The organism is Mesorhizobium sp. UC74_2 (assembly GCF_042701485.1).
Classification (GTDB): domain Bacteria; phylum Pseudomonadota; class Alphaproteobacteria; order Rhizobiales; family Rhizobiaceae; genus Mesorhizobium.
Map to the genome: position 1 here is coordinate 386,414 of NZ_CP170562.1, position 13,445 is coordinate 399,858.

Annotated in this window: 13 protein-coding genes; 9 read left to right on the forward strand and 4 right to left on the reverse strand. The window is 60.5% G+C overall.

The window, feature by feature from the left end:
* Positions 1 to 25: 25 nt before the first annotated feature.
* The 3 genes from ACFJIU_RS01935 to ACFJIU_RS01945 are packed head-to-tail and all read left to right on the forward strand — an operon-like array spanning position 26 to position 2,581.
* A complete protein-coding gene (locus tag ACFJIU_RS01935) occupies positions 26 to 1,045 on the forward strand; it encodes a flagellar motor switch protein FliG (protein WP_379067016.1) in 1,020 nt (339 codons plus the stop codon).
* Between the two features lie 25 nt (positions 1,046 to 1,070).
* Positions 1,071 to 2,153: a flagellar biosynthesis protein FlhB gene (flhB, locus tag ACFJIU_RS01940; protein ID WP_379067018.1), complete on the forward strand. Its 1,083-nt coding sequence runs from the start codon at positions 1,071 to 1,073 to the stop codon at positions 2,151 to 2,153.
* Positions 2,150 to 2,581 carry a hypothetical protein gene (locus ACFJIU_RS01945; protein WP_379067020.1) on the forward strand — a complete coding sequence of 144 codons (432 nt, stop codon included), beginning with the start codon at positions 2,150 to 2,152 and terminating at the stop codon, positions 2,579 to 2,581. The genes flhB and ACFJIU_RS01945 overlap by 4 nt, the downstream gene beginning before the upstream one ends.
* 7 nt (positions 2,582 to 2,588) lie before the next feature.
* Here the strand turns inward: ACFJIU_RS01945 and ACFJIU_RS01950 are convergent, their stop codons facing one another.
* The 4 genes from ACFJIU_RS01950 to ACFJIU_RS01965 all read right to left on the reverse strand — a co-directional run bounded on the left by ACFJIU_RS01950 (position 2,589) and on the right by ACFJIU_RS01965 (position 6,233).
* The gene (locus ACFJIU_RS01950) at positions 2,589 to 3,356 is read right to left on the reverse strand and encodes a response regulator transcription factor (protein WP_379067022.1); all 768 of its coding nucleotides are present in this window, start codon (positions 3,354 to 3,356) and stop codon (positions 2,589 to 2,591) included.
* On the reverse strand, positions 3,353 to 4,063 hold the full coding sequence (locus tag ACFJIU_RS01955) for a LuxR C-terminal-related transcriptional regulator (protein WP_379067024.1): 711 nt from the start codon (positions 4,061 to 4,063) through the stop codon (positions 3,353 to 3,355). The genes ACFJIU_RS01950 and ACFJIU_RS01955 overlap by 4 nt, the downstream gene beginning before the upstream one ends.
* A 463-nt stretch (positions 4,064 to 4,526) precedes the next feature.
* Entirely contained in the window at positions 4,527 to 5,558 is a 1,032-nt protein-coding gene (locus tag ACFJIU_RS01960; protein WP_379067026.1) for a histone deacetylase family protein, read from the reverse strand.
* 21 nt (positions 5,559 to 5,579) lie between these two features.
* A complete protein-coding gene (locus ACFJIU_RS01965) occupies positions 5,580 to 6,233 on the reverse strand; it encodes a TetR/AcrR family transcriptional regulator (RefSeq protein ID WP_379067028.1) in 654 nt (217 codons plus the stop codon).
* 258 nt (positions 6,234 to 6,491) lie between these two features.
* On the opposite strand from ACFJIU_RS01965, the gene ACFJIU_RS01970 reads away from it, so the two are divergent.
* From ACFJIU_RS01970 to ACFJIU_RS01995, 6 genes are all read left to right on the forward strand, one after another.
* Complete coding sequence (locus tag ACFJIU_RS01970; protein ID WP_379067029.1) at positions 6,492 to 8,171, forward strand: amidohydrolase; 1,680 nt, start codon at positions 6,492 to 6,494, stop codon at positions 8,169 to 8,171.
* Between the two features lie 135 nt (positions 8,172 to 8,306).
* Positions 8,307 to 9,404, forward strand: coding sequence for an ABC transporter ATP-binding protein (locus tag ACFJIU_RS01975; protein WP_379067031.1), 1,098 nt, complete (start codon positions 8,307 to 8,309; stop codon positions 9,402 to 9,404).
* Entirely contained in the window at positions 9,404 to 10,324 is a 921-nt protein-coding gene (locus ACFJIU_RS01980; RefSeq protein ID WP_379067033.1) for an ABC transporter permease, read from the forward strand. The genes ACFJIU_RS01975 and ACFJIU_RS01980 overlap by 1 nt, the downstream gene beginning before the upstream one ends.
* Positions 10,317 to 11,117 carry an ABC transporter permease gene (locus ACFJIU_RS01985; protein ID WP_129413561.1) on the forward strand — a complete coding sequence of 267 codons (801 nt, stop codon included), beginning with the start codon at positions 10,317 to 10,319 and terminating at the stop codon, positions 11,115 to 11,117. The genes ACFJIU_RS01980 and ACFJIU_RS01985 overlap by 8 nt, the downstream gene beginning before the upstream one ends.
* 43 nt (positions 11,118 to 11,160) lie before the next feature.
* Positions 11,161 to 12,195 carry an extracellular solute-binding protein gene (locus ACFJIU_RS01990; protein WP_379067035.1) on the forward strand — a complete coding sequence of 345 codons (1,035 nt, stop codon included), beginning with the start codon at positions 11,161 to 11,163 and terminating at the stop codon, positions 12,193 to 12,195.
* A 115-nt stretch (positions 12,196 to 12,310) separates the two neighbouring features.
* The gene (locus ACFJIU_RS01995) at positions 12,311 to 13,345 is read left to right on the forward strand and encodes an extracellular solute-binding protein (RefSeq protein WP_379067037.1); all 1,035 of its coding nucleotides are present in this window, start codon (positions 12,311 to 12,313) and stop codon (positions 13,343 to 13,345) included.
* The last annotated feature ends 100 nt before the right edge of the window (positions 13,346 to 13,445 follow it).

A 13,445-nucleotide genomic window follows, 5' to 3' on the forward strand; every position in this document is an offset into this window, starting at 1 on the left:
GCAGGCAAGCAGCGAGGATGAGGGGATGAGCACGCCGCTGACGCTGACCCGTGCACAGAAGGCTGCCGCAATCCTGGTTGCGATGGGAAAGCCTTCAGCGAGCAAGCTGCTGAAGTTCTTCAAGCAGGAAGAACTCAAGGCGCTGATCGAGGCGGCGCGCCTGCTGCGAACCATTCCGCAAGCCGACCTGGAACGCGTCGTCGCAGAATTCGAGGCGGAATTCACGGAAGGGGCAGGCTTGCTCGATTCCGCGGACAAGATGGACACGATTCTCAACGAGTCGCTGTCGCCTGAGGAAGTCGACGCCATCATGAGCGGCAAGAAGGCGGAAGCGGAGCCGGCCGGCCCCCCGTCGATATGGCCGCAACTGGAGAGGCTGGAACCGCAGCGGTTGGGCAGCTTCCTTGCTGGAGAACATCCGCAGACTTCAGCGGCGGTCCTTTCAATGCTGGCGCCTCAGCCGGCGTCGGCAGTGCTGCTCACCCTGGACAAACAACTGCGCAGCGAGATCCTGCGGCGCATGGTGACGATGACCGTGATCCCGGAAACGGCGACGAAGATCGTTGAGAGCCAGCTTCGTGCACGTGTGTTGGCCGAAACATCATCGAAGGATACGACGGCAGGCCAGATCCGCGTTGCCAGCCTGCTCAATGAAATGGACAAGACCCAGCTCGACGAGACGATGCAGGATCTGGAGGCGGCCGGCACGCCCGATCTCGACGGCGTACGCGCGCGTATCTTCAACTTCGACGATCTGCCCCTGCTTACGCAGAAAGCACGCGTTCTTGTTTTCGACGGCTTGTCGAGCGAGGTGGTCACGCTCGCCCTGCGTGGCGCCACGCCGGCGCTCACCGAAGCCGTACTGTCCTCGATCGGCCAGCGCTCGCGCCGCATGATCGAAGCGGAACTCAGCCAGGGGTCGGAAGGCGTTCCGCTGGCCGACATCATGGCGGCGCGCAAGAATGTTGCGGCTTCGACGGTGCGCCTTGCACGAGAAGGCGCGTTCGAACTGCCGGCGGCGCAGAGCGCTGCCGATGCAGCCTGACCAGCGCTAGTCCGGCGGGCGCGGCATGGCGGAAGCCGACGACAAGGATTCCAAAACAGAGGAACCGACAGAGAAGAAGATCCGCGACACGATGGAGAAGGGCAAGCTGCCTCACTCCAAAGAGGCGGCGCTGTTAACCTCCTTTGTGGCCATCCTTGTCTTCGCGGTCTTTTACGCTCGCGAGGCTACGGTAAACCTCAGCGTCTTCCTGGCATCGTTTCTCGAGAGGCCGGAATCCTGGTCGATCGATACCGAGACCGACGTGATCCATCTTTATGGAATGGTGATGGCCGAAATCGGCCGCGCGGTGGTCGCACTGCTGGTGCTGCTGGTGATTGCAGGCGTCGCTGCCTCGGTATTCCAAAATGTTCCACAGTTCGTCGGCGAGCGGATCCGGCCGCAATGGTCACGCATTTCGCTCGCCCAGGGCTGGAAGCGGCTGTTCGGCCTGCAGGGTTTCGTCGAGTTCCTGAAATCGCTGGCCAAGCTCGGCTTCGTCGTCGCGGTACTCATTTTCACCCTGTCGCAGGATCATCGCAGGCTGCTCAACGGCATGATCACCGGTCCCGTCGAGTTCGGCCTGGTCATACGCTCGATCGCCATCCAGATCCTTGTGGCAATCGTTTTCGTCATGACGGTCATCGCCGCCGCCGACTTTGTCTGGTCGCGGTTCCATTGGCGACGCGACCTGAGGATGAGCAAGCAGGAAGTGAAGGACGAGTTGAAGCAGTCGGAAGGCGATCCGATCGTCAAGTCGCGGTTGCGCTCTCTGGCGCGCGACAGGGCAAGGCGGCGCATGATGACTGCGGTGCCCAACGCCACACTCGTGATTGCCAACCCAACCCATTTCTCGATCGCACTGCGCTATGTCCGCGATCAGGATGCGGCGCCGGTGGTGCTTGCCAAGGGACAGGACCTGGTGGCGTTGCGTATTCGCGAAATCGCGCGCGAGCACAATATTCCCGTTTTCGAGGACGTCGCGCTTGCTCGCTCCATGTACAAGCAAGTTTCGGTTGATAGCGTCATCCCGTCACAATTTTACCAAGCAGTGGCCGAGCTGGTACGCATCGTTTACTCGAAAAAGGCAGAGCGCCGACGGACCTCATGAATCGACAGCCGCACACACTTTCGCGCGAAGTCATCGTAGCCCGTGCCATCGAACAGGTGGTGGCCGAACTCAGGCTCATCGATGTCGCCGACTACATCGCCTTCATCCGGCTCGAGCATTTCGCCTGCCTGTCGGACCTGGTGGATTCAGCATCCGAACTGTTCTTCGTGCCGGGCACCCTGCGGCTTGGCAATGGCGGCGAGGCACATGTTGACTGGAGCGGTTCGCCGCGCATCGTGCTCGACCTCGAACTGAGGCCGCGCGGCGTGACGGTCTATTTCCAGCTCACGCTGACGGAAAACGAAGCTTCGGTGGTCTTGAACTACATCTCGTTCGAGAAACCGGACGAAGATCCGACCCGCAACACCGAGTTGCTGGAGGCCATGCTGGAAGGCGCCCGTATCCGGCGTTCCGAGCCGATAGGATAAGACAGGTTCAGTCGATAAGGCCCAAACGCAAGGCCTTCGCAACGGCCTGCGTACGGTTCACCGCATCCAGTTTTTGCGCCGACTGGGTGAGATACTGGTTGGCGGTGTGGACGGACAGTTTCAAAAGCCGTGCGATTTCCTCGCTGGTATAGCCATTGGCGGTGAGCTTCAGGCATTCCAGTTCGCGTTTCGACATGGCTTTTGCCCGGCCGGTGTCTCCAGGTCGGATCCGGGACACGGCATCGAACAAGGTGAAGCAGCGAGCGTGGATGTCGTAGATGGTATCGCCTAGCCGAGGCGTGACGTTTGCGCCGAAGAAAACCACCAAGCCGCTCTGGCCGCGCTCTGCGTGAACCGGAAAGGCTATTCCGGTCGTGTCGGGAACGAGAGCAGCCGTGCGTTCGATCCAGGGGAAAGTGCTCGCGGCTTCGGGGCTCAGGTCGTTTTCGGTCGACCAGAATCGCGGACCGGTGGAATGGCGCACATGCTGAATGATGTCTTCGCCGGCCGCTGTGGAGATGTTGCGCGCTGCTCCGGCCATGCCTGGATAGTCGGAATCGAAACACGGCACCAACCGCGGCCGGTCAGCCGATGGCGAGACGAAATACAGTCCGAATGCGCTGGCATTGATGTCCATGGCGATCCAACGACAGCGCCGCACGGCATCAGGAATGGTGACGGTGAAGAGGTCGGAGTTCGCTGCGGCAGCGCCGAACGGATTGCGATGTGCGAAGAATGGATCCTCGCTGATCTCGTGTGCGCGAGCGTGTGTCAAATGATGCCGCTCCTGATCGCGGTCGCAATTGCCATTGCCCGGTTGGAAGCGGAGAACTTCTGGATGGCGTGGGTGATGTAACTGTTGACCGTGTTGGCGGAGACGCCGAGGATGACAGCAACCTCCTCGGTCGTCTTGCCTTCCGAAACCCAGAACAGGCATTCGCGCTCACGGTCCGAAAGTGGGTCCTGCAACGCTGCGGTGGCGAGAAGCTGTGGCACTTGCGAAAGTGCGTAGCAGCACTTCAGTTGAGCCCGGTTGAGGACATCCTGCTGAATGGAGCCGGCCTCGGACGCGGAAAACAGCAGGAAAAGGCGCTGCCGGCCGATGTCGAGGCGTAGCGAATAGAGTTCCGCATGCCCCAGCACATCGAGCAGCTTGGCTTCCTCGCCACTGAGCAGCCCCGCCGCGGTCTCTGCATGAGATGCAACGAGTGCGCGCGGCCGATTGCCTGGGGGGGAGGTGAGCGGACCATGAGCCAGCGCGGCGATCAGGTGTTTGCCGATCAATTCGATCGCGTCATACAACCAGTTGGACGCGACGATACGGGCATCGTTGCGTTCCTCGTCATGGATGATCGCCACCAGCATGTAGCTGTCGGCACCGATCTCGTCGGAGAGTTGGGTGAGAAACCCTGTCAGGTCCGCGCGAGTGGCCAGACGTGTTCCGATCATGTCGGAAGCTATAGGCGCTGCAAAGGCTGTCATAGTCTTCAGGCCAGAATCACTTCTTATGCCCGGTGCTGGTTCAGCAGCGCCGGACGCCGGTACGCGTCACATTCACCTAAAACACACTCTTGGCGCACAACGGCGCCTATCGGCCGAATCCGGCAGGGAACGCGAAACCCATCGCGTCTTGCGCCGGAAAACTCCGGTACAACAGGACTTTAGAAGGTTTGCCGTGCCCCCGTGGAACGGCTGATTCGGGTTTAATTTAGCGGTTGATGAATCTGACTTCAAACAGGAATTGACAGATTACGATTCAGGGGACTCGCAAACCCGACTCAGGCCTTGCATTTGCGGCATTTCGGGGCTCGAAAAATACCTTGCCAGTCGTAGAGCGTTTCCGTTTTTCACGGAAACGCCCTACCCGTTGTTCCTACGCAATTCCGCACGGAAAACCGTCACACACTTTCCTGGAATTGCCCCTGCCGGCGAGCCGAAGGAGGTCTTAACGTCCCTCGAAACCGGTCAGAACGCCGACCGCGTTCACGCCGATTTCGTCGACGGCATAGCCGCCTTCCATGACGAACAGCGTGGGCAGGTTCAGCCTGGCTATCCGGGCGCCGATCTTGGGATAGTCGCTGCTCTTGAGTTTGAACTGGCTGATCGGATCCTTCTCGAAGGTGTCGACGCCGAGCGAAACGACGACGACGTCTGGACCGTAAGCCGTGAGTTTTGAGCAGGCATCGTCCAGAGCGGCATTCCAGGCTTCCCAGCTTGTTCCGAAGGGGAGAGGGTAGTTGACGTTGTAACCTTCGCCGGCACCTTCTCCGTGCTCGTCGGCATGGCCGAGGAAGTAGGGATACTCGACCATCGGATCGCCGTGCAGGTTCAGCACCTGCACGTCGGCCCGGGAGTAGAAAATCTCCTGCGTGCCGTTGCCGTGGTGATAGTCGACGTCGAGGATCGCGACGCGCCTGGCGCCCTGGTCGCGGAACCACTGTGCGGCGACAGCAGCGTTGTTGATGTAGCAGTAGCCGCCCATGAAGCCCGCGCCGGCGTGGTGTCCAGGCGGACGGCAAAGCGCGAAGGCTGCTGGTTCGCCATTCTTGACCAGTTTGGCGGCGGTGAGGGCGACATCATAGGACGACTTGATCGCTTCCCATGTACCTTTGACGAAAGGCGCGCCGGCATCGAAGGAATAATAACCCAGCCTGGCGTCGATGGTATCGGGCACGACATCGCCACGCAGGCCGCGGGTCGGCCAGGTGTAGGGAATGGCCGAACCGGAGCGGCCAAGTTTTTCCCATTCTGGATAGACTGTCGGCAGGAAGTCGATGTAGTCGGCCTTGTGGATGCGCTTGGCTGCGGCGAGGTCATGCAGCTCCGGCGCCATGATCGGGCCGAGCTTTTCGCTTTCGACGCGCGCCTTGATGATTTCGGCGCGCGACGGCTTTTCGAAGCCGGGTACGATCGCTCCCGACATCAGCTCCATCGTGCCGGCATGGCCGGCATGAAGCGGCGAATAGACAGTCTTCATAAAGTTCCTTCCCTGGAATGGTTAGTCGAGGTCGAGATAAGGGGTGACGAGAGCGATCCACATGGTCTCGACGTCGTCCTCAAGCAGATCAAAGGTCCTGCGATCTTTCTTGAGACCGACAAGGCGGCAGACGTGCCCGACCTCCATCATCACAACGCCTAGCCGGTTGGCGACCTCTTCCTGCAGGGCCGGATTCACATGGCGCAGCCAGGCCGCATAGAGTGCGATAATCTGCTCGTCATATTCGTTCTGGATCGGTCTCAGATCCGGGTTGCCCGTAATGGCTTCGATGACCGGCATCAGGCTGGCATTTTCGAGATAAAGTCTCGATGTGTCGATGAAGAGTTCCCGCACTTCACGCTGAAACGCATCGCGGGTCGTCGGGCGCGGAACTTTGGTGCGCTTTTCGATCACTTCGGGGAATGCCCCCAGCCAACGCCGGGCGAGGTCGAGAAGAATGGCTTCCTTGTTGGGGTAATATTGATAGACCGAGCCGACAGACAGGCCTGCGCGCTGCGCAATGGCGAGCGTTGTCGGTGTCCCTGTTCCCTGCTCCCGCGTCAGTATCAGGGCGGCATCGAGAATCCGGTCGACGACCTTGCTCGACCGTTCCTGCCTCGGTTGCTTGCGCGGCTCCAGCGCTATCCTGGTTTTGCGTTTGAGCTCGCGCTTCACCGCTTGAATTCCTCGTTTCCCATCCGCTCTCAGCATACGCGTGGGGTGCTGTCCACAAGGCATCGCAGAATCCACATATTGACAAACGCGAATAAATAGTCGCATTTTTTCTCCACGCTGTCTTTAGGGAAACTAAGGGGAATTCCGGAGGCGGCGGACTGGCATCAATTTCTGTCCGATCACGCCGTCCCTGCGGGATGGCCATGTGTGAAGTGCAGAGTCGAGGCGGTCTTGGTCAGTCAAAAGCGCGGAGTCGCGATGTCTGTCACTGGTGCGGTTCATCAAGCCGATCTGATCGTCGTAAACGGCCGTGTGCTGACCATGGATGACGACAGTCCCGTCGCAGAAGCCGTTGCCGTCAAGAACGGGTCCATCCTCGCGGTCGGAAGCCGTTCTGTTGTCGAAGCCCTGAAGGGCCCTGCCACCAAAATCATCGATGCCAAGGGCGGTTCGGTGCTTCCCGGCTTCATCGAAGCACATATGCATCTCTTCTCTGGTGCGGCCGAACTGGCGCATCTGCAGCTTGCCGGCGTTCACGGCTTCGACGCGCTCAAGGAGGCGGTCCTTGCCTATGCCGCGTCCCGGCCGGATGCGCCGATGCTGGTCGCGCAGAGCGCCGACTACACCATCCTCGGCGAGGAGCGGGTGACACGGCATCATCTCGATGCGATCCTGCCTGACCGACCGTTCTGCATGGCCGCTCCCGATCATCATACGATGTGGGCCAACACCAGGGCGCTCGAAGCCGCCGGAATTCTGCATGGCCGGGCGCTTGGTCCGGGCAATGAGATCGTCATGGGTGAAGACGGACTGGCCGAAGGCGAATTGCGGGAAGGGGAGGCGTTTGGGCCTGTGCTGGCATTGGCCGGCGAGGAGCGCGTGCGGCTCGGCTTGTCGACCGGCGGCGAGCCGGATCCCGCACCGACGCCTGAGCAGCGAGCCGCCGACCGCGATATCATGCGGCGCGGCCTGGCGTGGTGTGCCCAGCATGGCATCACGTCGATCCAGAACATGGATGGCAATCTCTACCAGCTCGAACTGCTGGCCGAGATCGAAGCCGAGGAAGGGCTTTCCTGCCGCGTGCAGATACCCTTCCACTTCAAGAATTTCATGAAACTCGACATTCTGGAGAAGGCCTCGGCGATGGCCGAGCGCTACGACAGCGAATGGCTTTCGTCAGGCATCGTCAAGGTTTTCTACGATGGTGTGCTGGACTCGTGGACGGCCGTGATGATCGAGCCTTATGCCGATCGCCCGGACTGGGTTGGCGAGCCGCTGTTCACGCCGGAGGAGTTCAAGGCTCTTGCGGTTGCCATCGATGCGCGCGGCCTGCAGATCGCGGTGCATTCCATTGGTGACGGCGCCGTGCAGGCTGTGCTCAACGGCTACGAGGCGGCAGCGAAAGCCAATGGCAAGCGCGAGAGCCGCCACCGCATCGAGCATATCGAGGTGGTCGCGGCTTCCGATGTTCCGCGATTTGCCGAACTTGGGGTGATTGCCTCGATGCAGCCTCCGCATCCGCCGGGTGCGATGGATTTTCCGCTGGAGCCGACCGTGTCGCGTATCGGCAAGGAGCGTTGGCCCCTGAGCTATGCCTGGCGCACCCTGAAGGATGCGGGCGCACACGTCGTCTTTGCGTCCGACTGGCCGGTCTCGCCGATCGATCCGATCCGTGGTGTCCAGGCGGCGGTGCTGCGCAAGCCATGGGCGGAGGGCGATCCCGACCAGAGCTTATCGCTGAGGGAGTCGCTTGCGGCCTATACGGTGGAAGGTGCGTATGTCGAGTTCATGGAACAGCGCAAGGGCAAGCTGAAGCCAGGGTTCATGGCCGATCTCGTCGTGCTGTCGCAGGATGTTGAGGCGATTGAACTGCGACGGCTGCATGAGGTGCGCCCTGTCACGACCATCTGCGGTGGCAAGGTTACCTATCAGTCCTGATGGTGAACATTCGTTTCGCCCGATGAACTGATATTCGATCCGATTGTTGCCAAGCGTGGCGGCTTGTGGTGACAATCTAAACCAGAAGAAAAGGCCTGTTTTCGAGGACGGGCCAAGAAAAAAAGAGGGGCTTGAGTGCCGGAACAACCGGGTAAGAACGCGATCGAAGTCCGCGGTGTGCGGAAGGTCTTCGGTACTGGGGACGCGGCGGTTGCCGCATTGGACACGGTCTCGGTTTCGATCCGGGAGAACGAGTTCTTCACGCTGCTGGGACCTTCCGGCTGCGGGAAGACGACACTGCTTCGGCTGATTGCCGGCTTCGACTATCCGAGTGCGGGCGAGATCCTGCTCTACGGTGACGATATCGCGTTGCTGCCGCCGTTCAAGCGACCGGTCAACACGGTTTTCCAGAGCTATGCGCTGTTTCCGCACATGACGGTGGCCGAGAACATCGGCTTCGGTCTGGAGATGCTGCGCAAGCCCAAGACCGAGATCAAGGCCCGTGTCGCCGAGATGTTGAAGCTGGTGCGCATGGAGCATCTGGCCTCGCGGCGCACCAGCCAGATTTCCGGTGGCCAGCAACAGCGCGTTGCGCTGGCTCGCGCTCTGGCGCCGCAGCCGAAAGTGCTCCTGCTCGACGAGCCGCTGTCGGCGCTCGACTACAAGCTGCGCAAGGAGATGCAGATCGAATTGAAGCGGCTGCAGAACCAGACCGGCATCACCTTCATCTTCGTCACGCACGACCAGGAAGAAGCGCTGACCATGTCCGACCGCATCGCGGTGATGTCGTCAGGCAAGATCCTGCAGGTCGGTAGCCCATGGGACATCTATGACAAGCCGGCCGACCGTTTCGTCGCCGACTTCATCGGCGAGACGAATTTCCTGACCGCCTCCATCGCCGGTGTCGAGAATGGCAAGGCACGCGCGACGCTGAAATCGGGCGCCACCATCACTGCCAGCGTCGCCGACGGTTTCCAGCCGAAGGGAGAAGCCACCGTGGTTGTTCGACCCGAACACGCCAAGCTGGTCAAGGGCAAGGCGGAGCTCTCGGGCACGGTCGAGAACGTCGTCTATTTCGGCACCGACACGCATATCCACGTGCGGCTCGACGGCGGCAATGACCTCTTCATCGTGCGCCAGCAGAATGCGCGCAACGCGGACTGCGGTTTTGAAACGGGTGACAAGGCTGGAATCGCGATCAGCAATGACGCTGCACAGGTGTTGAGGGACTGATGGCCACCGCCGAGGAAATCGCCAGGGCGGCCGACCGGCGCGACATTCGCAACCGCTGGTATCTCTCCGCGCCCGCCATGCTCACCATCTTCTTCGCCGCGGTCGGTCCGCTGGCGATCGTGCTCGTCTATTCCTTCCTGACGCCCGGTTCTTATGGCGACGTGAAGTGGCAGTTCTCGCCCGAGGCCTGGGTCTCGGTGCTGTTCGAGCGCGACATCTTCGACGACACGCTGTCGCTCGCCGGTGCCCATATGAGCATCTTCTGGCGCTCGGTGAAACTTGCGATCGTCACGACGATCATCACCCTGGCGATTGGCTTTCCGACCGCCTACTTCATGGCGACGCGCAGCGAAAAGACGCGCGACCTGTGGCTATTCCTGATCACCATTCCGTTCTGGACGAACCTGCTCATCCGCACCTTCGCGGTGCTGCAGATCATCCGCAACGAAGGCATCGTCAATACAGTGCTGATGAAGCTCGGCATCGTCTCCGCGCCGATCCAGATCCTGTACACCGACGTCGCGATCCTGATCGGCATGGCCTATGTCTACCTGCCGCTGATGGTGCTGCCGGTCTATGCCTCGATGGAAAAGCTCGACTTCCGACTGGTCGAGGCCGGCTATGATCTCTACGCCTCGCGCTGGCAGGTGCTGCGCCGCATTATCTTCCCGCTGGTCAAGCCTGGTGTCATCGCCGGCTCGATCCTGGTCTTCATCCCGGCCATCGGCGCCTATGTGACGCCCAGCGTGCTTGGCGGCGGCAAGAACATGATGCTGTCCAACCTGATTGAGCTGCAGTTCGGCCAGGGCCGCAACTGGCCGCTCGGCTCGGCGCTGTCGATCACCGTCATGCTCATCGTCATGGTGGCGTTGCTTGTCTATGTGCGCAACGCCGGTTCGCAGGAGGCGCGGCATGGCTAAAAGCTTCTCGATCCGTCATCAGCCAGGCTTCACGACGATCGCCGCCGTTTGCTTCGTCGCGCTCTACATGCCGATCATCGTGCTGGTCGTCTATGCCTTCAACGAGGCGCCATCGACGTCGGAGTGGGGCGGCTTCTCGCTGAAATGGTTCCAGTCCGCCTCGCAGAATGCGCAGGTCATCGACGCCACACTGCGCTCCTTCCAGATCGCAGCGATCGCGGCGACGCTGGCCACGATCGCGGCCACGATGGCGGCGCTCGCGACGACACGCACGCCACCCTATCCGGGATTGACCTTCAAATACGCGATGATCAACCAGCCGCTGATGGTGCCGGAAATCGTCACGGGCGTGGCGCTGCTGATCTTCTTCTCGCGCATCAAGATCTTCACCGGCTATTCGGGCCTGGGTTACCTGATCGCTGCGCACACGGCTTTCTGCATCCCCTTCGCTTATCTGCCGATCCGGGCACGACTTGAAAACATGGACCTGTCGCTGGAGCGTGCGGCGGCGGATCTCTACGCCACGCCGTGGCAGGCGTTCCGGCGGGTGACGCTGCCGCTGCTGTGGCCCGGCATCCTCGCCGGGCTGATGCTGGCCTTCGTGATTTCGCTGGACGACGTCGTCATCACCGAGTTCGTCAAGTCCGGTGGACAGGACACGCTGCCCACCTACATGCTCGGCCAGATCCGCCGCGGCATCACGCCCGAGATCAACGCGATATCGACGGCGTTCCTGCTGCTGTCGGTCGTCATCGTCACGTTGTTTTTCTTTGTCAGCAAGAAACGCGACTGACGCCAAACCCAGGTCAAAACCAAAGCAATAATGGGAGAACACAATGAACTGGAAGACCACCGCCACAGCCGTAGGGCTGGCGCTGCTCGCCTCGTCGGGCTTCGCCCGTGCCGAGGGCGCGCTCAACATCTACAACTGGGGCAACTACATCAGCCCCGACATGATCAAGAAGTTCGAGCAGAAATATAGCGTCAAGGTCACCGTCACCGACTACGATTCCAACGACACTGCGCTCGCCAAGGTGCGCCAGGGCGGCACCGGCTTCGACATCGCCATCCCGTCGCAGACCTTCATTCCGGTCTGGATCAAGGAAGGTCTCATCCAGGAGACCAATCCGGGCAAGATGGAGAACTTCAAGAACGTCTCGCCGGAATGGGCCAATCCCGATTTCGACCCTGGCCGCAAATACACTGTGCCATGGGCCTGGGGCACGATCGGCGTCGTCGTCAACACCGACACCTACAAGGGGCCGGCCAACAGCTGGGGCATCATCTTCAACACCCCTGACGAGCTGAAGGGCAAGGTCAATGTCGTTCCAGAGATGAACGACGTGATCTTTGCTGCCATCAAATATGTCGGCGGCCAGCAGTGCACTGACGACAAGGCGGTGCTGAAGAAGGTGCGCGACACGCTGGTCGCGGCCAAGCCGAACTGGATCGCGATGGAATACAACACCATCGAGAAGATGGGCGCCGGCGACTTCAAGGCGACAAGCGACTGGAACGGTTCGGCGCTGCGCCAGCGGCTGGCCAATCCGGCCATTCACTACAACTACCCGAAGGAAGGTTATGGCCTCTGGAGCGACAATGTCGTCGTGCTCAAGGAAGCCAAGAACGTCGAGAACGCCAAGCTGTTCCAGAACTTCATGATGGATCCGGAAAACGCCGCGCTGAACTCGGCCTTCCACCGCTACGCCAACGGCATCGCGGGTTCGGAGAAGTTCATGCCTGCCGACATGAAGGATGCGCCGGAAGTGAACATCCCGGCCGACGTCAAGTCGCTCGGCGAACTGCAGCGCCTGTGCTCACCGGAAATCCAGGAGATCTACAGCAAGATCTGGACCGAGCTGCAGAAGTAAGCAGCCGCAAAATCCGACAGGACGAAGCCGGGGCCGACAAATCGGCCCCGGCCGCTACAAGCTTTTTGCCTGAAGCAGGCAGGAACATCGCAGATTGGAAGAAGGAGCCCTTGTCATGAACTCGAGATTGTTTGCCGCCACTGCGGCGCTGGCGCTGCTTGCAGCGACGGGCCTGGCCCGCGCAGAAGGTGAGCTCAACATCTACAACTGGGGCAACTACACCAACCCGGATGTGATCAAGAAGTTCGAGGACAAGTACAAGGTGAAGGTCACCATCACCGACTACGATTCCAACGACACGGCTCTGGCCAAGGTCCGCCAGGGCGGCTCCGGCTTCGACATCGTGGTGCCGTCACAAACGCACCTGCCGATCTGGATCCAGGAAGGCCTGCTGCTTGAGACCAATCCAGGCGGCATGGAGAACTTCAAGAACATCGCGCCCGAATGGGCTAATCCCGACTTCGACCCCGGTCGCAAATATTCGGTGCCATGGGCCTGGGGCACGGTCGGCGTTGTCGTCAACACAGATGTCTACAAGGGCGATATCAACACCTGGGACATCCTCTTCAAGACGCCGGACGAGCTGAAGGGCAAGGTCAATGTCGTTCCCGAGATGAAGGATGTGATGACCGCCGCCATCCGCTATGTCGGCGGCGAGCAATGCACGGCCGACAAGGAAGTGCTGAAGAAGGTGCGCGACCTGCTGACGGCTGCCAAGCCGAACTGGATCGCCATGGAATATGGCGCCGTCGACAAGATGGGCGCCGGCGATTTCAAGGCCTCGTCCACCTGGAACGGCGCCGGTCTGCGCATCCGTCTCGCGCATCCGCAGGTCCATTACGGCTATCCGAAGGAAGGCTTCACTTACTGGTCCGACAATGTCGTGGTTCTGAAGGATGCCAAGAACACCGAGAATGCGAAGCTGTTCCAGAACTTCATCATGGATCCTGAAGTCGCGGCCGGACTTTCCGCCTACCACCGCTATGCCAACGGTGTTGCGGGTTCGGAAAAATTCATGCCGGCCGAAATGCGCGATGCGCCCGAGATCGTCGTCCCGGAAGAAGCCAAACCGCATGGCACCATGGCGTTGATGTGTTCGGAAGAGGCTGACGCGCTTTACAAGAAGATCTGGACCGAACTGCGCAAGTAAGCGGTCCTGGAACAATTCCGGGAAAAGCGCTTTCCCGTCCGGAATTGCTTGAAAACACGAATTGGAGCGTTTCCGTGAGAAACGGGAACGTTCCAAACGT